This is a genomic window from Gottschalkia acidurici 9a (assembly GCF_000299355.1).
GTDB classification, from domain to species: Bacteria; Bacillota; Clostridia; order Tissierellales; family Gottschalkiaceae; genus Gottschalkia; species Gottschalkia acidurici.
Genome location: NC_018664.1, coordinates 3,013,855 through 3,037,913 on the forward strand (window position 1 = coordinate 3,013,855; position 24,059 = coordinate 3,037,913).

At 38.6% G+C, this 24,059-nt stretch carries 12 protein-coding genes, 14 tRNA genes, 7 rRNA genes and 1 pseudogene; 2 read left to right on the forward strand and 32 right to left on the reverse strand.

Translation table 11 applies throughout. The features are described from left to right. Window positions 1–29 precede the first annotated feature (29 nt). Together CURI_RS14335 and CURI_RS14340 are read right to left on the reverse strand one after the other, a co-directional pair. Window positions 30–1,127, reverse strand: coding sequence for a YkvI family membrane protein (locus CURI_RS14335; RefSeq protein WP_014968988.1), 1,098 nt, complete (start codon window positions 1,125–1,127; stop codon window positions 30–32). Window positions 1,128–1,512: 385 nt separating this feature from the next. Continuing rightward, window positions 1,513–1,731, reverse strand: coding sequence for a helix-turn-helix domain-containing protein (locus CURI_RS14340; RefSeq protein ID WP_041701844.1), 219 nt, complete (start codon window positions 1,729–1,731; stop codon window positions 1,513–1,515). Between the two features lie 204 nt (window positions 1,732–1,935). On the opposite strand from CURI_RS14340, the pseudogene CURI_RS16595 reads away from it, so the two are divergent. Then, a pseudogene (locus tag CURI_RS16595) lies at window positions 1,936–2,046 on the forward strand (hypothetical protein); the annotation flags it as partial. A 102-nt stretch (window positions 2,047–2,148) separates the two neighbouring features. On the opposite strand, the gene CURI_RS14345 reads toward CURI_RS16595, so the two are convergent. The 27 genes from CURI_RS14345 to CURI_RS15965 form a co-directional block, all read right to left on the reverse strand. Further along, window positions 2,149–2,225 (reverse strand) — tRNA-Pro (locus CURI_RS14345). Window positions 2,226–2,273: 48 nt separating this feature from the next. Further along, a tRNA-Ser gene (locus CURI_RS14350) sits at window positions 2,274–2,362 on the reverse strand. Window positions 2,363–2,366: 4 nt separating this feature from the next. Next, window positions 2,367–2,442, reverse strand: a tRNA-Lys gene (locus tag CURI_RS14355). Window positions 2,443–2,458: 16 nt separating this feature from the next. Beyond that, window positions 2,459–2,534: transfer RNA gene (locus CURI_RS14360), tRNA-Gln, on the reverse strand. 20 nt (window positions 2,535–2,554) lie between these two features. Continuing rightward, window positions 2,555–2,631 (reverse strand) — tRNA-Arg (locus tag CURI_RS14365). An 8-nt stretch (window positions 2,632–2,639) separates the two neighbouring features. Then, a tRNA-Gly gene (locus CURI_RS14370) sits at window positions 2,640–2,713 on the reverse strand. An 11-nt stretch (window positions 2,714–2,724) separates the two neighbouring features. Next, a tRNA-Tyr gene (locus CURI_RS14375) sits at window positions 2,725–2,810 on the reverse strand. A 4-nt stretch (window positions 2,811–2,814) separates the two neighbouring features. Then, window positions 2,815–2,890, reverse strand: a tRNA-Val gene (locus CURI_RS14380). 35 nt (window positions 2,891–2,925) lie between these two features. Further along, window positions 2,926–3,000: transfer RNA gene (locus tag CURI_RS14385), tRNA-Glu, on the reverse strand. 7 nt (window positions 3,001–3,007) lie between these two features. After that, window positions 3,008–3,084 (reverse strand) — tRNA-Met (locus tag CURI_RS14390). 78 nt (window positions 3,085–3,162) lie between these two features. After that, window positions 3,163–3,237 (reverse strand) — tRNA-Met (locus CURI_RS14395). 9 nt (window positions 3,238–3,246) lie between these two features. Next, a 5S ribosomal RNA gene (rrf, locus tag CURI_RS14400) occupies window positions 3,247–3,363 on the reverse strand. A gap of 16 nt (window positions 3,364–3,379) precedes the next feature. Beyond that, window positions 3,380–3,468, reverse strand: a tRNA-Leu gene (locus CURI_RS14405). 6 nt (window positions 3,469–3,474) lie between these two features. Beyond that, window positions 3,475–3,549, reverse strand: a tRNA-Asn gene (locus CURI_RS14410). Window positions 3,550–3,554: 5 nt separating this feature from the next. After that, window positions 3,555–3,671 (reverse strand): 5S ribosomal RNA (gene rrf, locus CURI_RS14415). Between the two features lie 69 nt (window positions 3,672–3,740). Beyond that, window positions 3,741–6,676 (reverse strand): 23S ribosomal RNA (locus tag CURI_RS14420). A gap of 168 nt (window positions 6,677–6,844) precedes the next feature. Then, window positions 6,845–6,920, reverse strand: a tRNA-Ala gene (locus tag CURI_RS14425). Window positions 6,921–7,022: 102 nt separating this feature from the next. After that, window positions 7,023–8,547 (reverse strand): 16S ribosomal RNA (locus tag CURI_RS14430). The 16S, 23S and 5S rRNA genes sit together here with 14 tRNA genes alongside, the layout of an rRNA operon. Before the next feature lie 584 nt (window positions 8,548–9,131). Next, complete coding sequence (locus tag CURI_RS14435; protein ID WP_014968989.1) at window positions 9,132–10,289, reverse strand: TcaA 3rd/4th domain-containing protein; 1,158 nt, start codon at window positions 10,287–10,289, stop codon at window positions 9,132–9,134. A 19-nt stretch (window positions 10,290–10,308) separates the two neighbouring features. After that, window positions 10,309–11,736, reverse strand: a complete 1,428-nt coding sequence (locus tag CURI_RS14440; protein WP_014968990.1) for a zinc ribbon domain-containing protein — start codon at window positions 11,734–11,736, stop codon at window positions 10,309–10,311. 11 nt (window positions 11,737–11,747) lie between these two features. Continuing rightward, on the reverse strand, window positions 11,748–12,233 hold the full coding sequence (locus tag CURI_RS14445; protein WP_041701845.1) for a zinc ribbon domain-containing protein: 486 nt from the start codon (window positions 12,231–12,233) through the stop codon (window positions 11,748–11,750). 226 nt (window positions 12,234–12,459) lie between these two features. Continuing rightward, complete coding sequence (locus CURI_RS14450) at window positions 12,460–13,674, reverse strand: NADP-dependent isocitrate dehydrogenase (RefSeq protein ID WP_014968992.1); 1,215 nt, start codon at window positions 13,672–13,674, stop codon at window positions 12,460–12,462. A gap of 155 nt (window positions 13,675–13,829) precedes the next feature. After that, window positions 13,830–15,503: a response regulator gene (locus tag CURI_RS14455; RefSeq protein ID WP_014968993.1), complete on the reverse strand. Its 1,674-nt coding sequence runs from the start codon at window positions 15,501–15,503 to the stop codon at window positions 13,830–13,832. A 348-nt stretch (window positions 15,504–15,851) separates the two neighbouring features. Beyond that, window positions 15,852–15,968 (reverse strand): 5S ribosomal RNA (gene rrf, locus CURI_RS14460). A gap of 69 nt (window positions 15,969–16,037) precedes the next feature. Next, window positions 16,038–18,973, reverse strand: a 23S ribosomal RNA gene (locus tag CURI_RS14465). A gap of 267 nt (window positions 18,974–19,240) precedes the next feature. Further along, a 16S ribosomal RNA gene (locus tag CURI_RS14470) occupies window positions 19,241–20,765 on the reverse strand. A 147-nt stretch (window positions 20,766–20,912) separates the two neighbouring features. After that, window positions 20,913–21,083, reverse strand: coding sequence for a hypothetical protein (locus CURI_RS15965; RefSeq protein WP_187287407.1), 171 nt, complete (start codon window positions 21,081–21,083; stop codon window positions 20,913–20,915). Between the two features lie 156 nt (window positions 21,084–21,239). Between CURI_RS15965 and yyaC the strand changes: the two genes are divergently transcribed. Continuing rightward, the gene (gene yyaC / locus CURI_RS14475; RefSeq protein WP_014968994.1) at window positions 21,240–21,851 is read left to right on the forward strand and encodes a spore protease YyaC; all 612 of its coding nucleotides are present in this window, start codon (window positions 21,240–21,242) and stop codon (window positions 21,849–21,851) included. A 122-nt stretch (window positions 21,852–21,973) separates the two neighbouring features. Here yyaC and CURI_RS14480 read toward each other — a convergent pair whose 3' ends face one another. The 3 genes from CURI_RS14480 to CURI_RS14490 all read right to left on the reverse strand — a co-directional run bounded on the left by CURI_RS14480 (window position 21,974) and on the right by CURI_RS14490 (window position 24,055). Continuing rightward, window positions 21,974–22,258 (reverse strand): YkuS family protein, encoded by a 285-nt coding sequence (locus CURI_RS14480; RefSeq protein ID WP_014968995.1) that lies wholly within the window; start codon window positions 22,256–22,258, stop codon window positions 21,974–21,976. An 83-nt stretch (window positions 22,259–22,341) separates the two neighbouring features. Next, window positions 22,342–22,878, reverse strand: coding sequence for a DUF4446 family protein (locus CURI_RS14485; protein ID WP_014968996.1), 537 nt, complete (start codon window positions 22,876–22,878; stop codon window positions 22,342–22,344). Window positions 22,879–22,912: 34 nt separating this feature from the next. Next, window positions 22,913–24,055: an aminotransferase class V-fold PLP-dependent enzyme gene (locus CURI_RS14490; RefSeq protein ID WP_014968997.1), complete on the reverse strand. Its 1,143-nt coding sequence runs from the start codon at window positions 24,053–24,055 to the stop codon at window positions 22,913–22,915. Window positions 24,056–24,059 lie beyond the last annotated feature (4 nt).

The following is a 24,059-nucleotide window of genomic DNA, read 5'->3' on the forward strand; positions in this document are numbered from 1 at the left end:
TTTTTTCACTCCTTAGTTCTTAAACAAATCTAGCGTGAGGTCTTTGCAAATATCTTTTTATATATGCTTATAAATACAAATAAAAATAAAAATAGTGATCCTATATACCCAAATATAGGATAAAAAGTACTTACTAAATTAGAAAATCCTATTCTCGCAAAAGGAACTGTTACGGCACAAAGTACTATTGCAACTATTTTAAAGTTTATTTTAGTAACTACACTAACTCTACTTATAAGCCCAAATCCGTTTCCTACCGCAGTAGTAAACATAGCGATCCAAAGTATAACACTATACATAACCTCTCCGCCTGATCCTATATATGAAGCTGCCTTTATCATAGGTATTTCAATTTGATATACGTCTTTGTATAATATTAGTAAAGGTAAAATTATAAATAGAGACAACAAGCCTAATCCTAGGCCTCCCATTATACCACCTGTTATAGCTGACCTCTTGTTCTTAATAATAGGTAAAAGTGAAGATAGTACTGCCACTGCAGATAATATATTATAACTTACATATAATATTGAAGAAATAAACCAGTTATATTTAAAAGGTTTATTAGGTCCTATATATGTCGTATTTACTCCTTCTACATTAACAACAAGAAGTCCTATAACAACGATGACAATTATTAAAAATGGTATCAATATAGTATTAACTATAGATATCCCTCTCACGCTATACATCATTGTAATCAGTGCTAGAACAGCCATTACCGCAAGTCCTATATCATATGACATATTCAACTGATTTTTAAATAATGTACCGCTTCCTGCTAACATTATACAAAAACTCATAAATAGATAAGACAACATAAAAAGTTCTATTATTATACCTAGCTTCTTCCCCAATACAGGAAATATGATGTCCTGATAACTTTGATATTTTCCTGTATATACTTTTAGCAAAATTACTGCAGCTATTATAGCAAATAGTATAGACGATAATATTATTCCAAATATTCCTTTCGTTCCATAGTCCCCGAAAAATTGTAATATTTCTTTACCTGATGCGAAACCCGCACCTATTACCGTACCTATGTAGATACTTGCTATTTCCTTCCACTTTGTTTTATTCTCAATAGTATTTATTCCTCTCAGTCTAATATCCGTTGTTATCAAAAATCTACTTAGTTAGGTCTCCGCAATGTTCTTAGATTCTTGATAACTACCTCCTTTCTTACTATACTTTTAAATAAATTATTGAACATTGTTTTTAAAACCCTTTTATTATGTATACTCCGGGATATTAGCAAATACTACTAATATTTATTATATATCTTTTAATGGAACTTATCTATATTTAGCACTTAATATGATACCTGGAAAGAATAGGATACCCTCAAAAAATAAAAAAGAACTCAGTCATCTGAATTCTTTTAATCCTTTTTTCATAATCTTTTACTAGAAAAAATTCATCCCAGTACAACAATACTTTTCTTATTCACACACTATCTTTAATTATTATATAAGAATAATATTGATCTTTTCATCTTCCCTAATATCCTTATTTTCTTTTATAAGGTCTACTTTCATCCGTACCCTCAACCAAATAATCGATACTTGTGTCAAATAAATCAGCAATCTTGATAAGAGCTTGAATTGAAAAGTTAGATTTACCTAACTCATATTCTGAATAAGTTGTTTGATGAATATTAAGGTAATCGGCCATTTCTTTTTGTGTCATATCTCTATCCTCTCGAAGGTTTCTTATTCGCTTAAACATAATAATATCACCTCTGTATATTATTATGTATTAAGGGCTACACCCTTATTGACCCTTAAGGGTAATTCCCTTAGAATAGAACTGATTTTCGAACTCCTTGAATAAGAAAAAAATTAGTTAAGCTATTTTCAGATTTTTATGTAGAAAATTTAAGATTCAAAAAATGGTCGATAGTGAACTTTATAGGTTCTAGTTGATAAGTTCTTAGAATTGACAAGGCAAAGCGCCGTACTGAAAAGATTGACAATAAAAGTATTATACAATTTTATTGATTATATTATAGTTCATCATAGAAGAAAACAAGCACTGTTATAATCAAAGATTAGATATTTACCTTAAATACACTTGTAGTTGTCTACTAAAAATAAAAAAGTAGTAATAACAATCTTGACTGTCATTACTACTCACTTTTCACATTGGTCGGGGTGGAGGGACTCGAACCCCCGGCCCCATGGTCCCAAACCACGTACGCTACCAAACTGCGCTACACCCCGATATATATCATTTGATTTTAATAAAAATCCAAACTAATTAAGCATTATTGGCGGAGGAGGTGGGATTCGAACCCACGTGGGCTTGCACCCTAACGGTTTTCAAGACCGCCCCGTTATGACCACTTCGGTACCCCTCCGGATTGGTGATCCATCCGCGACTCGAACGCGGGACACCCTGATTAAAAGTCAGGTGCTCTACCGACTGAGCTAATAGATCACAAAATATTTACTTCTGGCTGGGGTAGCAGGACTCGAACCTACGCATGCCAGAATCAAAATCTGGTGCCTTACCAACTTGGCGATACCCCAACATGTTATATATTATTTATTGGCGTGCCTACAGGGATTCGAACCCCGGACACTCGGCTTAGAAGGCCGATGCTCTATCCAGCTGAGCTATAGGCACTCGTTTTTTGGAGCGGGTGAAGGGAATCGAACCCTCGCAACTGGCTTGGAAGGCCAGGGCTCTACCACTGAGCTACACCCGCATATTATATTTTGGTGGAGGAGACTGGATTCGAACCAGTGAAAGCGAAGCTAACGGATTTACAGTCCGTCCCCTTTGGCCAGCTCGGGAACTCCTCCATATTGGTGGGCGCGACAGGGCTCGAACCTGTGACCCCCTGCTTGTAAGGCAGGTGCTCTCCCAGCTGAGCTACGCGCCCGTAATTTTATTACGGATTTCTGGGATTTTCTTTTTTGGTGACCCTACCGGGATTCGAACCCGGGTTACCGCCGTGAAAGGGCGGTGTCTTAACCGCTTGACCATAGGGCCATCTATATGGTAGCGGTGAACGGATTTGAACCGCTGACACTGCGGGTATGAACCGCATGCTCTAGCCAACTGAGCTACACCGCCATATTCAACTCGTAAAACTGATTTTTTCCAAGTTAATACTCAGCCTTAAGCTGAGTTCATGTTTTAGTTTATATATTTTGGTTGCGGGGACCGGATTTGAACCGATGACCTTCGGGTTATGAGCCCGACGAGCTGCCGCTGCTCCACCCCGCGATAATAGTTATCTAGCAACGTCTTACTCTCCCAGGCAGTTTCCCACCAAGTACCATTAGCGCTGAAGGGCTTAACTTCTGTGTTCGGTATGGGAACAGGTGTGACCCCTTCGCTATCGTCACTAAATATAATAACATTTTTTTGGTGCCGAGGACCGGAATCGAACCGGTACGATCTTTAAGGATCGCAGGATTTTAAGTCCTGTGCGTCTGCCAGTTCCGCCACCCCGGCAAAAAATGGCTCTCAGGGTGGGACTCGAACCCACAACCTACCGATTAACAGTCGGGTGCTCCACCGTTGAGCTACCTAAGAATAAAAACCAGCAACGTCTTACTCTCCCAGGCAGTCTCCCGCCAAGTACCATCAGCGCTGAAGGGCTTAACTTCTGTGTTCGGTATGGGAACAGGTGTGACCCCTTCGCTATCGTCACTGGATTTCTTTGCTTTTTTAAAGATGTTTTGCACCTTCAAAACTACACAGCGATTAGATTATTCTTTAATATATTGGTCAAGCCCTCGATCTATTAGTATCACTAAGCTGAAGACATTGCTGCCCTTACACCTGTGACCTATCTACCAGGTAGTCTTCCTGGGATCTTACTAGGTTAACCCTATGGGAAATCTTATCTTGAGGGAGACTTCGTACTTAGATGCCTTCAGCACTTATTCTTTCCAGACTTAGCTACTCAGCCATGCCGCTGGCGCGACAACTGATACACCAGAGGTCTGTTCATCCCGGTCCTCTCGTACTAGGGACAACTCCTCTCAAATTTCCTACGCCCACGACGGATAGGGACCGAACTGTCTCACGACGTTCTGAACCCAGCTCGCGTGCCTCTTTAATGGGCGAACAGCCCAACCCTTGGAACCTACTTCAGCTCCAGGATGAGACGAGCCGACATCGAGGTGCCAAACCTCCCCGTCGATGTGGACTCTTGGGGGAGATAAGCCTGTTATCCCCGGGGTAGCTTTTATCCGTTGAGCGATGGCCCTTCCACTCGGTGCCACCGGATCACTAAGTCCAACTTTCGTTCCTGCTCGACTTGTAGGTCTCGCAGTCAAGCTCCCTTCTGCCTTTACACTCTTCGTACGATTTCCGACCGTACTGAGGGAACCTTTGAGCGCCTCCGTTACTCTTTAGGAGGCGACCGCCCCAGTCAAACTGCCCAACTGACAGTGTCCTAAAACTGGTTTCACAGTTTCTAGTTAGAACTTCAGCATCATAAGGGTGGTATCCCAACGGTGACTCCACCAAAGCTGGCGCCCTGGTTTCTAAGTCTCCCACCTATCCTGTACATATGATACCAAAATTCAATATCAGCCTGCAGTAAAGCTCCACGGGGTCTTTCCGTCCTGTCGCGGGTAACCAGCATCTTCACTGGTACTACAATTTCACCGGATCTCTTGTTGAGACAGTGCCCAAATCGTTACGCCTTTCGTGCGGGTCGGAACTTACCCGACAAGGAATTTCGCTACCTTAGGACCGTTATAGTTACGGCCGCCGTTTACTGGGGCTTAAGTTCTGAGCTTCGCTTGCGCTAACTCTTCCCCTTAACCTTCCAGCACCGGGCAGGCGTCAGCCCCTATACTTCATCTTTCGATTTAGCAGAGACCTATGTTTTTGGTAAACAGTCGCTTGGGCCTATTCACTGCGGCTGGTTGCTGCTCCAGGTGTGCACCCTTCACAGCCTCCAGCACCCCTTCTCCCGAAGTTACGGGGTTATTTTGCCGAGTTCCTTAACAAGAGTTCTTCCGCTCGTCTTAGGATTCTCTCCTCGCCTACCTGTGTCGGTTTGCGGTACGGGTACCTATTTGCTCGATAGAAGCTTTTCTCGACAGTGTGGATTCAGTGACTTCGCTACTTATTTTCGCTCCCCATCACATCTCAGGATTGTTCTAGCGGATTTGCCTACCAGAACTCCCTACTTGCTTAGACGTACATAACCAACAGTACGCTTCACCTATCCTCCTGTGTCACTCCATTTCTCAAACGCATTTAGGTAGTACAGGAATCTCAACCTGTTGTCCATCGCCTACGACTTTTGTCCTCGGCTTAGGCCCCGACTTACCCTGAGTGGACGAGCCTTCCTCAGGAAACCTTAGGCTTTCGACGGGTGGGATTCTCACCCACCTTTCGCTACTCATGCCAACATTCTCTCTTGTATGCAGTCCACCACTCCTTACGGTATGACTTCTGCCCACATACAATGCTCCTCTACCGATGTTATACACATCCCATAGCTTCGGTGACAGATTTTAGCCCCGGTTATCTTCGGCGCAAGACCACTCGACCAGTGAGCTATTACGCACTCTTTGAATGAATGGCTGCTTCTAAGCCAACATCCTGGTTGTCTGTGTAGTCTTACATCCTTTACCACTTAATCTGTACTTTGGGACCTTAGCTGATGATCTGGGCTGTTTCCCTTTTGACTATGAATCTTATCACACATAGTCTGACTCCCGAGAATCATGAATGTGGTATTCGGAGTTTGATAGACTTTGGTAACGCATAGCGCCCCGCAGTCATTCAGTGCTCTACCCCCACTTCACTTTCTCGAGGCTAGCCCTAAAGCTATTTCGAGGAGAACCAGCTATATCCGGACTCGATTGGAATTTCACCCCTATCCACAGGTCATCCGGTAGCTTTTAAACGCTAATCGGTTCGGACCTCCGCGAGATTTTACTCTCGTTTCATCCTGCCCATGGATAGATCGTCCGGTTTCGGGTCTACGCCATACAACTTAATCGCCCTATTAAGACTCGGTTTCCCTTCGGCTTCGTTGCTTAACAACTTAACCTTGCTGCATAACGTAACTCGTTGGCCCGTTCTACAAAAAGTACGCGGTCGTTCATATAAAGAACTTCCACTGCTTGTAGACATAGGGTTTCAGGTTCTATTTCACTCCCCTCCCGGGGTTCTTTTCACCTTTCCCTCACGGTACTGCTTCACTATCGGTCACTAGGTAGTATTTAGCCTTGGGGGGTGGTCCCCCCTGCTTCCCACAAGGTTTCACGTGTCTCGTGGTACTCTGGATCATAACTTGGAGTTTTCTCGTTTCACCTAAAGGACTATCACCCTCTGTGGTGGAGCTTTCCAGCTCTCTTCGGTTACAATACCTCTCCGTTTATGTTATGTCCGCAACCCCATAAGAGTAAACTCTCATGGTTTGGGCTCTTCCCCGTTCGCTCGCCGCTACTGAGGGAATCGATTTTTCTTTCTCTTCCTCAGGGTACTTAGATGTTTCAGTTCCCCTGGTCTGCTCCCATATACCTATGTATTCAGTATATGGTACTTGAGGTTTGCCTCAAGTGGGTTTCCCCATTCGGATATCTACGGATCAGTGTCTACTTGCGACTCCCCGTAGCTTTTCGCAGCTTATCGCGTCCTTCTTCAGCTCCTAGTGCCAAGGCATTCACCCTATGCCCTTACTAACTTGACCAGTTAGTAAGTAAATATCAAATAAGTTTGACATTCACTACTCAATTTATTATTGAGATTTAATTTTCCTTAATATATTAATATATCTCGGTTAATTGTATTTTAATCTATTTCGCTGTGTAGTTTTCAAGGTACAAATGAAATTACGACAACATCTTATAGGTTTTTATGGTGGAGATGAGGAGATTCGAACTCCTGACCCCCTGCTTGCAAGGCAGGTGCTCTCCCAACTGAGCTACACCCCCGCATACCTAAAGTCGTCTCTGAAATCTAAGATTTCTTCGTAACTTCTATTTCTGAGAGTTTTGGTCTCTCAAAATTAAACAGTAAAAAGCGTTTCTCCTTAGAAAGGAGGTGATCCAGCCGCACCTTCCGATACGGCTACCTTGTTACGACTTCACCCCAATCATCGATCCCACCTTCGACAGCTGCCTCCTTGCGGTTAGCTCACTGGCTTCGGGTGTTACCAACTCTCGTGGTGTGACGGGCGGTGTGTACAAGACCCGGGAACGTATTCACCGCGACATTCTGATCCGCGATTACTAGCAACTCCGGCTTCATGTAGGCGAGTTGCAGCCTACAATCCGAACTGTGATCGGCTTATTGAGATTCGCTCCACCTCACGGTTTCGCTGCCCGTTGTACCGACCATTGTAGCACGTGTGTAGCCCAACATATAAGGGGCATGATGATTTGACGTCATCCCCACCTTCCTCCGATTTATCATCGGCAGTCCCTCTAGAGTGCCCAACTTAATGATGGCAACTAAAGGTAAGGGTTGCGCTCGTTGCGGGACTTAACCCAACATCTCACGACACGAGCTGACGACAACCATGCACCACCTGTCACCTCTGCCCCGAAGGGAGACTCTATCTCTAGAGTTGTCAGAGGGATGTCAAATGTTGGTAAGGTTCTTCGCGTTGCTTCGAATTAAACCACATGCTCCGCTGCTTGTGCGGGTCCCCGTCAATTCCTTTGAGTTTCAGTCTTGCGACCGTACTCCCCAGGCGGAGTGCTTAATGCGTTAGCTGCGGCACTGAGGTTCGACCCCCAACACCTAGCACTCATCGTTTACGGCGTGGACTACCAGGGTATCTAATCCTGTTCGCTCCCCACGCTTTCGTACCTCAGCGTCAGTATCAGTCCAGAAAGTCGCCTTCGCCACTGGTGTTCCTCCTAATATCTACGCATTTCACCGCTACACTAGGAATTCCACTTTCCTCTCCTGTACTCAAGCCAAATAGTTTCAAGTGCTTACGCCGGTTGAGCCGACGCCTTTCACACCTGACTTATCTGGCCGCCTACGTACCCTTTACGCCCAATAATTCCGGATAACGCTCGCCCCCTACGTATTACCGCGGCTGCTGGCACGTAGTTAGCCGGGGCTTCCTCCTAAGGTACCGTCATTATCTTCCCTTAGGACAGAGTTTTACGACCCAAAGACCTTCATCACTCACGCGGCGTCGCTGCATCAGGGTTTCCCCCATTGTGCAATATTCCCCACTGCTGCCTCCCGTAGGAGTCTGGACCGTGTCTCAGTTCCAGTGTGGCCGTTCACCCTCTCAGGCCGGCTACCCATCGTCGCCTTGGTGAGCTTTTATCTCACCAACTAGCTAATGGGACGCGGGACCATCTTATACCACCGGAGTTTTGACTCATGCACCATGTGGTGCTAGAGTTTTATAAGGTATTAATCCCGGTTTCCCGAGGCTATCCCTTTGTATAAGGAAGGTTTCCCACGCGTTACTCACCCGTCCGCCGCTCTCCAGTCATTCTTTCACCCGAAGGATCCGTAACGACTTTCCCGCTCGACTTGCATGTGTTAGGCACGCCGCCAGCGTTCATCCTGAGCCAGGATCAAACTCTCAAAATAAAAGTTTTCTGTCTCAGCTTCTGCTGACTGCTCTATTTGATGTTGAGCTTCATTTGTTATTAATTCTAGGAATTAACTTGCTTTTTACTGTTTAATTTTCAAAGACCAAAGTCTGCTTTATTATTCTAACATTCTTTTAAGTTCTTGTCAAGAAGTTTTTTAAACTTTTTTATCACTTCTTGTTTTTATTTGTCGCTTTCTTGTGGCGACTCTTATTACTTTACCAGATTTCTTTTTCTTTGTCAACACTTTTTTCAAACTTTTTTATTTATCTTTTAAGTTCCATTAAGTATCTCTAAGAAAGTTCTATTGTTCGCCATCTCTCGTGGCGGCTTTTACTACTTTATCAAATCTCACCTATCATGTCAATACTTTTTCTAAATTTTTATCCATATTATTTATCAAGTCTTAATCTTTATTAAAGTAAGAAGTTATGAGAATAGGTCTTTATCCCTACTCTCATAACTTCTTTATATTCCTAAACATTATCCTATTACTTTTATCTTAATTAAGAATTTTTTATTTTTCTATTAGCATTTTCATTTGATAACTAAATGCTTATAATTAAATATGCTTATGGTAACCTACTTAAGGTTAGTTAAATAATATTTATCGCCAACTTTCTGAACGTCATATTGCCATGTATGTTTAACAATATTTTCACCGCCATCAGCTTTATACACTTTGTGACTTTCAGACACCGTAAGGTAATATTTAGCGTTATCAATTTTTTGTACTTTTATAAGTTCATGGCTTATATAGTCTTCCTTTATTCCTTGTTCATTTAAATTCTTTATGAGTTTAAGCTGGGCATTGTATAGATTACTTCCCTTTAGTATATAAGGTGATGCATAGCTAAAATCATTATAATTTATAGCATTTACTAACCCAACTTCATAGTTGTATACTAATTCATTCAATGTTTCTTCAATTGAGTTTTCTTTGTCTTCTAAATTTAATTTGTAGCTTGTACTATGATTTACTACTTTCTCATCACTTTCTATTATCCCGTTCTCTGCTGTTGCTTTACTCTGTATGGTTATGGATCCATCTAAAGGAATTGGGCCAAAGTTATGAATATCTTTTACTAGTAATCCTGTATCTTTGCCATTTACGTACAGTTTAGCATCATCTCTATTAGAATATATATCTATATATCCAATATTTAAATCTAGTGAAACTTCAATAGTATCTTCTACTTCATTCCATATCTTTATCTTTTCAGTTATCTCTGACTTTCCGTATTTACCGCTATATTCTACCTTTACATTATACTCTCCTGGAATTATATTTTTATAGTGTAACTTACCCTCATCATTAGTTTCTCCTATGGCCTTATTATCTAAGTAAACTTTTGAGTTAGGTGCATTCGTAGTTAGTACTAGATTGATTGTGTTTACATTTATAACAAATTTATCATATAAAAGCTTTTCTTTTCCGTCTTTTGATATAAACACGTTATAGCTATCATCTACTTCTTTATCAAATATTCTTATATCCATACTGCCCATGTTATTTAGTAGATTAGTTATCTTTTTTACATCTTCGTCTATTAGATGTGTCTTTCCTTTAACCTTAATGTATTTACCTAAATACTTGCTATCACCTTTATCTACTGCCTCGTACAATTCTGCTAGTAACTTTTCACTATTAAAGTTGGACTTAAATATACTTATAAATATAAATCCTAGAAATAAAACTATTATTAGTCCACCCATAATAATTTGTAGTTTTCTACTCATGTGTTCTTCCTTCCATGTTTTATTTTTCTTTACTTAATAGATTCCCAGCTAATACCCCTATAAAAGAAAATATAAAGCTGCCTATAAATACACTAATAATACTAAATCCCATACTAATCATAAATGCATCTGATTCTTCAAATAACATATTGCCACTTACAGAAGCACTCATCTTTAAATTAATAATATATGCAAAGATTGTTACTAGTAATGAGTAAACCATTGATGTAAAAATGATTCTCTTCATATCCTGTCCATGCTTTATTTTAGTTTTCCTACCTAATAAAAAGAATACTATAAACGGAATTATTAAAGCTATATACATATATATTGAAAAGTTTCCACTGATGTCTGTTCCTACTTCATTCAAATTAAATATTGAAGTTTTATCTAAATAGGTTGCTGAATCGTCTTCAAACATTTTGAATGTTCCAAAGTTTAACAATAGAAATACATAGGCACTTGCATGTAGCCTCATTATCATATTTATTCCTTCTCGACTAAGTAGTAACCCTTCTGATTTAGTATTAATAAATAAAATAATAAATACTAAAATAAATGATATACTTAAAATAACTCCAAAGTTAAAAGTACCATTTAATAAAATCTCATGTTTGAAAAGCGAATATTCTCTCTTCTTAAGCTTTCCATAAACACTATATCCAAACAGGCTAAATATACTTGATATAATAACTCCATTAAACAAAGCCGATGTAACAGCATATTTCTTAAGTAACTTGGCACTAAAACCATATTCATTAATTTCTATACTATATCTTGATATTAAAGAAATAATAGCTAGGTACAATCCATAAGCCAAACCGGTTAAAACTATATTACTTATATTTATCTTTCTATTTTCAGACATATCCTTTTTGGATATTAGCATTCCTATAATAAAAAATACTGTAGCCGGTATTAGCATAAGTGGAAAATATCCTCCTTTTAAACTTATGTTTGAGTCTCCAAGATGATCAATCACTCCATCTAACTTAAGGCTAACAAAATTAGATAGCAGTGTTAGATCCATACCATTTAATATGTTAATATCTACGCTAGCAATTCGTATTTCTTCGCTTATAATTTTACTTATAACATCATTCGCCATAGATGCCATTACAAAGTTGGCTATGATCACCGCAAGAAATCCTCCAAGACTAAATTTCATGATCTTTATAAAGTCTATACTATCCTTGCTAATATTCACTTCGCCTATATTTTTACTTATGTCTATTATATTTTCTTTTTCGCTTATATCAAATAAACTTGCTCCACACCCATTACAGTATGTACTATGTTCCTCTACTATCTTTCCACATTCACTACAGTACTTTGACTTAGTTTTTTGAAATTTTGCATCTTTATTATTTTTGCTAAGATTTTGTCCATCTTTTTCACAGTAGTTTGAGTAGTCTTTATTGGACTGCCCACATTTACTACAAAACATTTAATCACCTCTTATTTTATACTGTATCCACAGCAACTACAGAATTCCGAAGATGCTGGTATAACTTCTTCACATTTGCTACAACTTATATAGTCTATAATATCTTCCTCATTTTTGACTTCCACTGATGCTCCACAAGCTCCGCAAAACTTATCTGAATTCATTAACATATTTCCGCATTTGCACGCTGTAGTGTTAGTTTTATCCCTTATTTTTTCTTCAATAATCTTTAAATTGTTATAGATGTACTTATCTACTTCTTTTATTTCATCTAGTAGTCCGCTGAAGTCTGTACTATCAATCTCTCCTTTTCTTATTTTCATATAGGCTATTTCTCCTACTAAAGATACTAGCTTAGCTCTTCTGCTTTCTTTTTCTGATATCTTCATCTTTAGAGAAATAATCTCCTGTGAATTTTGAAACTTTTCCTTTCCTTCTTGGAGCCCTTTTTGAACTGATGAAAGTCCTTTCTGAAAAGTCCCTTGCAAATTTTCCATATTGTCTCTCCTCCTTTTAATATATAGCATAAATGTCATTTTATATGATTAGGCCTCTTTTATAATATACTAATCTTCAGTATTTTTCTATACTATTTTACAAAAATCGATTTATACTCGACTTTATAAATTACTTGTAGTATTTCTTAGATACTTTAAACCTTTACATATAAAAATCCCATCAGAAGTAATCACTTTAGATTAGTTCTGATGGGATTTTTTATTTTTATATTATTGCGTCTAAACGCTCTTTAATTTCTATTAAGAATTCTTCTGTATTTACTACTTTCACATTTGATGTTTCAGATAGTGATGACAGGTCTTTAGTCATAACCCCTTCTTCTATTGTTCTTATAGATGCTGATTCTAACTTATTTGCAAAATCTATTAGTTCATTTATGTTATCTAGTTCTCCTCTTTTTCTTAGTGCACCTGTCCATGCGAATATAGTAGCCATAGCATTAGTAGATGTTTCTTCACCTTTTAAATGTTTATAGTAGTGGCGTTGAACTGTTCCATGTGCTGCCTCATATTCGTAGTATCCCTCTGGTGAAACTAGTACTGATGTCATCATAGCTAGACTTCCAAATGCAGTTGCTACTAAATCTGACATAACATCGCCATCATAATTTTTACAAGCCCATATCATACCACCTTCAGATTTTACTACACGAGCTATAGCATCATCTATAAGTGTATAAAAGTAAGATATTCCTTCGGCTTCAAATTTCCACTTGTATTCATTATCATATATTTCTTCAAATACATCTTTAAATCTATGATCGTAAGTTTTAGATATAGTATCCTTAGCTGCAAACCATAAGTCTTCTTTTTGGTCTAGTGCATAGTTAAAGCATGATCTAGCAAAGCTCTCTATAGATTTGTCTATATTATGCATCCCAAGTACTACTCCAGGTCCGTTAAATTCATGTATCGTTTGTCTTGATATCTCTTCTCCACTTTCATTTGTAAATACAAGTTCTGCTTTTCCAGCACCTTCTACACGATACTCTACATCCTTATATATATCACCATATGCATGTCTAGCAACCGTTATAGGTTTCTCCCATGTCTTCACAAAAGGCTTTATGTTCTCTACTATAATAGGTGTACGAAACACTGTTCCATCTAAAATTGCTCTTATAGTTCCATTCGGACTCTTCCACATATTTTTCAAAGTATATTCTTTCATTCTATCAGCATTTGGAGTAATAGTTGCACACTTTACACCTACTCCATATTTTTTTATTGCATTAGCTGCATCTACAGTGATTTGATCTTCTGTTTCATCTCTTTTCTTAAGTCCAAGATCATAATATTCTGTTTTTAAATCTATATATGGATTTAAAAGTTTATCTTTTATCATCTCCCATATAATTCTTGTCATTTCATCTCCGTCCATCTCTACGATAGGAACATTCATTTTAATTTTTTCAGTCATATTTGATTTCCTCTCTTGTTTAATAAGTATTTTTTAATATCATGCTCTAACCTTTATTTATCTCATTATATTATAATTATCCTTTATAGATAAGACATAGTCAAGAAAAGTTATAATTTATAGCTAGTTTAATCTATACAACTTATCGTTAGATGCTATTTTTTGTTATTATTTAGCAATAAGCTTACTCTTCTTTCTAGTTCAAGCACGGAAAATGGTTTTATAATATATTCGTCAACTCCTATTTGTACACATTCTGTTATTTCTCGTTTCTGGTTTTTATCTACTATCACTATTATCTTAGTTTTTTTTACATTATCATAATTCCTTATTTTTTTACATATATTTATTGGGTCAATATACTCCATTGTTAAATCTAGTATAACTAAATTCGGGGTAAATTGCTTTATCAATTCCTCAAGATGATTCTCGTCATAAGTAGAATAAAATTCATAACCTATATATTTGAATTTTGTTTTGATAAAATCAGTTATATTACTTTCTTCTTTTAGCATTACTATTTTATTCTTATAGTCTCTATTCGTTTTTATATTATTACAGCATATGGTTCTGTTTTTTCCAAGTTCCTTAGATTTATATAAGCATTTATCCGATCTTTTGAGTATTTTTTCTATGCTATCTCTATTATTTATAGATGTAACCCCTATGCTAATAGTTATATTTATTTCACAATTTAAATCATCATATATAAATATTCTATCATTTAATTTCTCCCTGAAAACTTCCATACATTCAAATGCATCTATTTCTTTCTTACCATTAAATAAGACTATAAATTCATCTCCACCAAATCTAAATATAAGATCTTTTTGATCTATATGTTCCTCAAGAAATTCAGCAAAATCTCTTAGTATATAATCTCCAACTAAATGACCATATGTGTCATTAATTAATTTAAAATCGTCTATATCTATAAAAGCTACTGAAAGATCCTGTGACAATTCTGTGCATTTCGTTATTTGTTTTATTTTCTCATTAAAAAAATCCTTAGTATGAACACCAGTAAGCTTATCAATATTTAGTTTTGACTTATATTGGCGTGATCTCATTAACGCTCTCTCTACCCTTGCTATAACCTCTTTAATTTCAAATGGCTTTGTTATGTAGTCATCTGCACCTTTGCTTAATGCATCTACCTTATAGTCTGTTAAAGATTTTCCTGTTAAGAATATTATGGGTATGTCAATTTTATTTTTCTTTAAAATTTCAAATACCTCAAACCCATTAAGTTTGGGCATTATTATATCAATAAGAACAATATTTATATGGCTACTTAAAGCTTGTTCTATAGCATCATAAGGATTCGTCGTAGTCTTTACATTATAACCTTCTTCTTTAAAGGCATCTTTAAGTATACTTAACGTTAATCTATCATCATCTAATATTAATATATTGCCTTTACTTCGCCGTTTCTTTACACTTGAAATACTACTAATAATATCTTTATTAGTATTTAATTTTTCATTATTTAAGTTTACTTTTAACATTTCTATCTCTTTTCTTATAATTCCTATCCCATTTAATAGATTAGAGAAAAATTCATGAGAATTTACTGTTACTTCATCTACCGAGTCTATGTAGCTTGCATAATATTCACCTGCATTTAATAAATTATTATATCCTAGTATAGAAGACGCCGCACATATTGAACTAAAAAACCTCTTTATATCTTCTTTATACTCTGATTTAGGATTCAGTCTAAATTCTATAAGAGTGTTTATAATATTTATAGCTTTTATACCTTGTTCTCCTAGAAATATCTCTTTACTTTCATATGATAATTTATTAATATCTAAATCTTTATACATGACAAATCCCCCAAGTAAACTTCAAATATATTTTAAATATTAGAGTATTTAATCTTATTATATATATGTATTTCTGTACATCTATTTATATACTATATATCAATAAATATATACAGGTGTTATCTTATGGTGTCATCTTTATATCAAGGTATTTTTTAAGCTAGCATAGTTTCCTTCTTTTGTATATATTGTAATGTATAAGATGAATTTTTACAAGTAATAGTGAATTATTAATTATATAAACATATGTCTCGAGTATTTTCAAATTAAATATAAATAAGAAATAAAAAAGACCTAGGTATTCCTACATTTTTATAGGAAAACTTAGGTCTTTTCAAAAAATAAAAAAACCAGCAACGTCTTACTCTCCCAGGCAGTCTCCCGCCAAGTACCATCAGCGCTGAAGGGCTTAACTTCTGTGTTCGGTATGGGAACAGGTGTGACCCCTTCGCTATCGTCACTGGATTTCTTTGCTTTTTTAAAGATGTTTTGCACCTTCAAAACTACACAGCGATTAGATTATTCTTTAATATATTGGTCAAGCCCTCGATCTATTAGTATCACTAAGCTGAAGACATTGCTGCCCTTACACCTGTGACCTATCTACCAGGTAGTCTTCCTGGGATCTTACTAGGTTAACCCTATGGGAAATCTTATCTTGAGGGAGACTTCGTACTTAGATGCCTTCAGCACTTATTCTTTCCAGACTTAGCTACTCAGCCATGCCGCTGGCGCGACAACTGATACACCAGAGGTCTGTTCATCCCGGTCCTCTCGTACTAGGGACAACTCCTCTCAAATTTCCTACGCCCACGACGGATAGGGACCGAACTGTCTCACGACGTTCTGAACCCAGCTCGCGTGCCTCTTTAATGGGCGAACAGCCCAACCCTTGGAACCTACTTCAGCTCCAGGATGAGACGAGCCGACATCGAGGTGCCAAACCTCCCCGTCGATGTGGACTCTTGGGGGAGATAAGCCTGTTATCCCCGGGGTAGCTTTTATCCGTTGAGCGATGGCCCTTCCACTCGGTGCCACCGGATCACTAAGTCCAACTTTCGTTCCTGCTCGACTTGTAGGTCTCGCAGTCAAGCTCCCTTCTGCCTTTACACTCTTCGTACGATTTCCGACCGTACTGAGGGAACCTTTGAGCGCCTCCGTTACTCTTTAGGAGGCGACCGCCCCAGTCAAACTGCCCAACTGACAGTGTCCTAAAACTGGTTTCACAGTTTCTAGTTAGAACTTCAGCATCATAAGGGTGGTATCCCAACGGTGACTCCACCAAAGCTGGCGCCCTGGTTTCTAAGTCTCCCACCTATCCTGTACATATGATACCAAAATTCAATATCAGCCTGCAGTAAAGCTCCACGGGGTCTTTCCGTCCTGTCGCGGGTAACCAGCATCTTCACTGGTACTACAATTTCACCGGATCTCTTGTTGAGACAGTGCCCAAATCGTTACGCCTTTCGTGCGGGTCGGAACTTACCCGACAAGGAATTTCGCTACCTTAGGACCGTTATAGTTACGGCCGCCGTTTACTGGGGCTTAAGTTCTGAGCTTCGCTTGCGCTAACTCTTCCCCTTAACCTTCCAGCACCGGGCAGGCGTCAGCCCCTATACTTCATCTTTCGATTTAGCAGAGACCTATGTTTTTGGTAAACAGTCGCTTGGGCCTATTCACTGCGGCTGGTTGCTGCTCCAGGTGTGCACCCTTCACAGCCTCCAGCACCCCTTCTCCCGAAGTTACGGGGTTATTTTGCCGAGTTCCTTAACAAGAGTTCTTCCGCTCGTCTTAGGATTCTCTCCTCGCCTACCTGTGTCGGTTTGCGGTACGGGTACCTATTTGCTCGATAGAAGCTTTTCTCGACAGTGTGGATTCAGTGACTTCGCTACTTATTTTCGCTCCCCATCACATCTCAGGATTGTTCTAGCGGATTTGCCTACCAGAACTCCCTACTTGCTTAGACGTACATAACCAACAGTACGCTTCACCTATCCTCCTGTGTCACTCCATTTCTCAAACGCATTTAGGTAGTACAGGAATCTCAACCTGTTGTCCATCGCCTACGACTTTTGTCCTCGGCTTAGGCCCCGACTTACCCTGAGTGGACGAGCCTTCCTCAGGAAACCTTAGGCTTTCGACGGGTGGGATTCTCACCCACCTTTCGCTACTCATGCCAACATTCTCTCTTGTATGCAGTCCACCACTCCTTACGGTATGACTTCTGCCCACATACAATGCTCCTCTACCGATGTTATACACATCCCATAGCTTCGGTGACAGATTTTAGCCCCGGTTATCTTCGGCGCAAGACCACTCGACCAGTGAGCTATTACGCACTCTTTGAATGAATGGCTGCTTCTAAGCCAACATCCTGGTTGTCTGTGTAGTCTTACATCCTTTACCACTTAATCTGTACTTTGGGACCTTAGCTGATGATCTGGGCTGTTTCCCTTTTGACTATGAATCTTATCACACATAGTCTGACTCCCGAGAATCATGAATGTGGTATTCGGAGTTTGATAGACTTTGGTAACGCATAGCGCCCCGCAGTCATTCAGTGCTCTACCCCCACTTCACTTTCTCGAGGCTAGCCCTAAAGCTATTTCGAGGAGAACCAGCTATATCCGGACTCGATTGGAATTTCACCCCTATCCACAGGTCATCCGGTAGCTTTTAAACGCTAATCGGTTCGGACCTCCGCGAGATTTTACTCTCGTTTCATCCTGCCCATGGATAGATCGTCCGGTTTCGGGTCTACGCCATACAACTTAATCGCCCTATTAAGACTCGGTTTCCCTTCGGCTTCGTTGCTTAACAACTTAACCTTGCTGCATAACGTAACTCGTTGGCCCGTTCTACAAAAAGTACGCGGTCGTTCATATAAAGAACTTCCACTGCTTGTAGACATAGGGTTTCAGGTTCTATTTCACTCCCCTCCCGGGGTTCTTTTCACCTTTCCCTCACGGTACTGCTTCACTATCGGTCACTAGGTAGTATTTAGCCTTGGGGGGTGGTCCCCCCTGCTTCCCACAAGGTTTCACGTGTCTCGTGGTACTCTGGATCATAACTTGGAGTTTTCTCGTTTCACCTAAAGGACTATCACCCTCTGTGGTGGAGCTTTCCAGCTCTCTTCGGTTACAATACCTCTCCGTTTATGTTATGTCCGCAACCCCATAAGAGTAAACTCTCATGGTTTGGGCTCTTCCCCGTTCGCTCGCCGCTACTGAGGGAATCGATTTTTCTTTCTCTTCCTCAGGGTACTTAGATGTTTCAGTTCCCCTGGTCTGCTCCCATATACCTATGTATTCAGTATATGGTACTTGAGGTTTGCCTCAAGTGGGTTTCCCCATTCGGATATCTACGGATCAGTGTCTACTTGCGACTCCCCGTAGCTTTTCGCAGCTTATCGCGTCCTTCTTCAGCTCCTAGTGCCAAGGCATTCACCCTATGCCCTTACTAACTTGACCAGTTAGTAAGTAAATATCAAATAAGTTTGACATTCACTACTCAATTTATTATTGAGATTTAATTTTCCTTAATATATTAATATATCTCGGTTAATTGTATTTTAATCTATTTCGCTGTGTAGTTTTCAAGGTACAATTTGTTTTAGACGGCATTTTATAAAGCATAGGTATCAGATGTTTTATCTGATCTATCTTTATAAGTGTTCTAAAACTTATTTGAGAGTTTTGGTCTCTCAAAATTAAACAGTAAAAAGCGTTTCTCCTTAGAAAGGAGGTGATCCAGCCGCACCTTCCGATACGGCTACCTTGTTACGACTTCACCCCAATCATCGATCCCACCTTCGACAGCTGCCTCCTTGCGGTTAGCTCACTGGCTTCGGGTGTTACCAACTCTCGTGGTGTGACGGGCGGTGTGTACAAGACCCGGGAACGTATTCACCGCGACATTCTGATCCGCGATTACTAGCAACTCCGGCTTCATGTAGGCGAGTTGCAGCCTACAATCCGAACTGTGATCGGCTTATTGAGATTCGCTCCACCTCGCGGTTTCGCTGCCCGTTGTACCGACCATTGTAGCACGTGTGTAGCCCAACATATAAGGGGCATGATGATTTGACGTCATCCCCACCTTCCTCCGATTTATCATCGGCAGTCCCTCTAGAGTGCCCAACTTAATGATGGCAACTAAAGGTAAGGGTTGCGCTCGTTGCGGGACTTAACCCAACATCTCACGACACGAGCTGACGACAACCATGCACCACCTGTCACCTCTGCCCCGAAGGGAGACTCTATCTCTAGAGTTGTCAGAGGGATGTCAAATGTTGGTAAGGTTCTTCGCGTTGCTTCGAATTAAACCACATGCTCCGCTGCTTGTGCGGGTCCCCGTCAATTCCTTTGAGTTTCAGTCTTGCGACCGTACTCCCCAGGCGGAGTGCTTAATGCGTTAGCTGCGGCACTGAGGTTCGACCCCCAACACCTAGCACTCATCGTTTACGGCGTGGACTACCAGGGTATCTAATCCTGTTCGCTCCCCACGCTTTCGTACCTCAGCGTCAGTATCAGTCCAGAAAGTCGCCTTCGCCACTGGTGTTCCTCCTAATATCTACGCATTTCACCGCTACACTAGGAATTCCACTTTCCTCTCCTGTACTCAAGCCAAATAGTTTCAAGTGCTTACGCCGGTTGAGCCGACGCCTTTCACACCTGACTTATCTGGCCGCCTACGTACCCTTTACGCCCAATAATTCCGGATAACGCTCGCCCCCTACGTATTACCGCGGCTGCTGGCACGTAGTTAGCCGGGGCTTCCTCCTAAGGTACCGTCATTATCTTCCCTTAGGACAGAGTTTTACGACCCAAAGGCCTTCATCACTCACGCGGCGTCGCTGCATCAGGGTTTCCCCCATTGTGCAATATTCCCCACTGCTGCCTCCCGTAGGAGTCTGGACCGTGTCTCAGTTCCAGTGTGGCCGTTCACCCTCTCAGGCCGGCTACCCATCGTCGCCTTGGTGAGCTTTTATCTCACCAACTAGCTAATGGGACGCGGGACCATCTTATACCACCGGAGTTTTGACTCATGCACCATGTGGTGCTAGAGTTTTATAAGGTATTAATCCCGGTTTCCCGAGGCTATCCCTTTGTATAAGGAAGGTTTCCCACGCGTTACTCACCCGTCCGCCGCTCTCCAGTCATTCTTTCACCCGAAGGATCCGTAACGACTTTCCCGCTCGACTTGCATGTGTTAGGCACGCCGCCAGCGTTCATCCTGAGCCAGGATCAAACTCTCAAAATAAAAGTTTTCTGTCTCAGCTTCTGCTGACTGCTCTATTTAATGTTGAGCTTCATTTGTTATTAATTCTAGGAATTAACTTGCTTTTTACTGTTTAATTTTCAAAGACCAAAGTCTGTTTCACTATCTTAACATCCTTTTAACATTCTGTCAAGAAGTTTTTTCGACTTTTTTCTTACTTCTTGTTTTGCTGTGTCGCTTTCTTGCGGCGACTCTTACTACTTTACCAGGTTTCTTTTTCTTTGTCAACACTTTTTTAAAACTTTTTTTATTTCTTAATTTTCCAAGAAATTCGAGTGTCTTTATATCTGCGTTTGCCATATCTCTTTTGGCAACTTTATTATCTTACCACCTATCTTTTTCTTTGTCAACACATTATTTTTTATTATTTATAATGTTTATAACTTAAACTTTGTGGCTAGACTCCTACTAAATAATTCTAATGTTTAAAATCATAATAGAAAGAGGTTTTTATAAATGTCTTTACCTTTTCAGAAAGAAAATATATATGTGAACTCTGAGTCTAGATTTGCAAGATTGGAACTTAATAATGCACTACTTCAATTCATAACCAAGTACTATGATAGTAACTATAGTGATTTAGTTATTATGTGTATAGGTACTGATAGGTCTACAGGTGATTCACTAGGTCCTCTTATTGGACATAAGCTTTTTAATAGCTTAAAGTCATATGAGAACATTCATGTCTTTGGAACTCTTAATGAACCTGTTCATGCTAAAAATCTAAACAATAATATTGAACGTATAAAGTCTAGCTTCAGTAATCCTTTTATTATAGCGATAGATGCCTGCCTTGGTTCTAAGGATAAAATTGGTTTTATTAATATTGTGAATGGCCCTTTGTCACCAGGATCTGGTGTTAATAAGACACTTCCTGCTGTAGGTGATATTAGTATCTTAGGTATAGTTAATATCTCTGGTTTTATGGAATATATGGTTCTACAAAGTACAAGATTAAGTCTTGTTATGAAAATAGCTGATATTATTGCATCTAGTTTTGTAGTCTCACTTTGGAAGTTATCTAAAGATAATTTAGTATTTAAAGTTAAAGATAATAAAGTACTTTAAGACAAAAGAGAGTTCTTAATATTAAGAACTCTCTTTTATAAACTCGACTTTTATCAAATTGCTATTTGCTTTTTAGACGACTATTTTATGCCACTATAATTTGCTTTTCATTAGTAAAAATATTATCCTCTCAATCCTAATGGACTATAGACTTTATTATTTATCATATTATCTATATCCTCTATTGTTTTACCTGTTGCATTAATTAATATTGCACCATTATTATTCAAAATATTTTCCCCGACGTCCATTATTTGATTATGATAATTTACATTAGCCCCATCTGCCATGTAGACTATTGCATCTATATCTACTCCTGTTTCCATATCAACTACACTATGTCCTAATTCATTTAATCCTTTTTTTATATTTTCTAAGTCACTTTGAACTAAAACATTTTTTTTCATAAAAAACACCCCTAACTTTAAGATATGTTTATTATCTTCTTTAGGGGCTTATGCTATTCATAATTTATTTTATTATATTATTTTTATGCTGTTACTTCACCTGGTAGTGACATAGCTCTATCTAAAGCTTGCATTTCTTCTACTGATAATGGATAAGTAGACTTTCCATCTACTATAGGTTTGGCATATACATTACTCTCATCTTTAGCATATATATTTGTTATTACAAATCCATTTGAATTTTCATCTAGTAAAGCTATAGAAAAACTTAGGTCACTTCCCATATCATTAAATGCGTTGTATCTAATAAATCCAACTTTCTGTATAGATACCTTTAACTTATCATTCATCTCTCGATATCTAAACTCTAAATTTCTCACTCCATCCTTTACAGCTCCTAGTTCTTGAAGATAGGTTATTAGAGTATCTTCCAAAGATTCTGATTTTTCTAACTGAAGAAGCCTACTTAAATCTTTATATTTTTTGGCCATAAGTGCTATCTTAGCTCTGTTAATTGCATTAAAAATTAATAAAATAATACTAACTATAACAAGTACAAATACTATTTCAAAACTATAGGTAGCAAAAATATTTTTTAAATAACCCATATAATAGTTCATATGTTTCTCCTTTCCCTTGTCTATAAAAAGCCTCTTATATTTCTTCTATTATTTGTTTTATAGCTGTTATTGCTAAATCTATTTCTTCTTTAGTGTTAGAATATCCGATACTAAATCTTATGGTTCCTTGTTCTAGAGTTCCTATAGTCTTATGAGCTAATGATGCACAGTGTAGTCCTGTCCTTACCCCTATATCAAATATATTATCTAAGACATATCCTACCTCTGAGGAATCCTGATCTTTTATATTTATAGAAATTACCGGTGCTTGTTTTTCTACATCGCAAGGGCCATATATTATTACATCGTTTATTTTTTTTAATTCGTCTAAGAAATACTTAGTTAATTCTTTCTCATGGCTTCTTATATTCTCTATCCCTTTATCTAATATATATTTAACTCCAGCTCCTAGTCCAGCTATTCCTGGTGTATTTGGAGTTCCACTTTCAAATTTATCTGGCATCATTTCTGGTTGAAATAATGATTCAGAACTACTACCAGTTCCACCTTCTTTTATACAATCTAGACATAATCCTTCTTTTATATATATAAATCCTGTTCCCTGTGGTCCTAAAAGACTCTTATGACCTGGTGCCACTAATATATCTATATTCATATATTTTACATCTATATCATATACTCCTGCTGTTTGAGCTCCATCTAATATATAGACTATGTTATTTTCTTTAGCTAACTGGCCTATTTCTTTTATTGGAAATATTGTACCTGTTACGTTTGATGCATGTGTTGTTATTATAGCTTTTGTGTTTTCTTTAATACTATTTTTAATATCATTTATATTTATAAATCCCTTTTCATCACACTGTATAATGGTAGTCTCAACACCTTTTTTTTCTAATGCTTTAAGAGGCCTAAGGACAGAGTTATGCTCCATAGAAGACGTTATAACATGATCTCCTGACTTTAATAATCCCTTAATTGCTATATTTAAGCCTTCAGTTGCATTATTAGTAAATACTATATTCATAGGATTTTCTATATTAAAAAGTTCAGCTAGAATCTCCCTGGTTTCATATATAACTCTTCCTGCTTGTAGTGCTAGCTTGTGTCCTGATCTTCCTGGATTAGCTCCATATTCTTGCAGAGCTTTCATAACTTCTATATAAACACCCTCAGGCTTAGGAAAAGTAGTCGCAGCATTATCAAGATAAACCAATTCT

Bases quoted from the DNA above. Each gene is read 5' to 3' on its own strand.
- CURI_RS14340 (WP_041701844.1), bottom strand. From the start codon at position 1,731: ATGTTTAAGCGAATAAGAAACCTTCGAGAGGATAGAGATATGACACAA.
- CURI_RS14435 (WP_014968989.1), bottom strand. From the start codon at position 10,289: ATGAGTAGAAAACTACAAATTATTATGGGTGGACTAATAATAGTTTTA.
- CURI_RS14440 (WP_014968990.1), bottom strand. From the start codon at position 11,736: ATGTTTTGTAGTAAATGTGGGCAGTCCAATAAAGACTACTCAAACTAC.
- CURI_RS14445 (WP_041701845.1), bottom strand. From the start codon at position 12,233: ATGGAAAATTTGCAAGGGACTTTTCAGAAAGGACTTTCATCAGTTCAA.
- CURI_RS14450 (WP_014968992.1), bottom strand. From the start codon at position 13,674: ATGACTGAAAAAATTAAAATGAATGTTCCTATCGTAGAGATGGACGGA.
- CURI_RS14455 (WP_014968993.1), bottom strand. From the start codon at position 15,503: ATGTATAAAGATTTAGATATTAATAAATTATCATATGAAAGTAAAGAG.
- CURI_RS15965 (WP_187287407.1), bottom strand. From the start codon at position 21,083: ATGGCAAACGCAGATATAAAGACACTCGAATTTCTTGGAAAATTAAGA.
- yyaC (WP_014968994.1), top strand. From the start codon at position 21,240: ATGTCTTTACCTTTTCAGAAAGAAAATATATATGTGAACTCTGAGTCT.
- CURI_RS14480 (WP_014968995.1), bottom strand. From the start codon at position 22,258: ATGAAAAAAAATGTTTTAGTTCAAAGTGACTTAGAAAATATAAAAAAA.
- CURI_RS14485 (WP_014968996.1), bottom strand. From the start codon at position 22,878: ATGAACTATTATATGGGTTATTTAAAAAATATTTTTGCTACCTATAGT.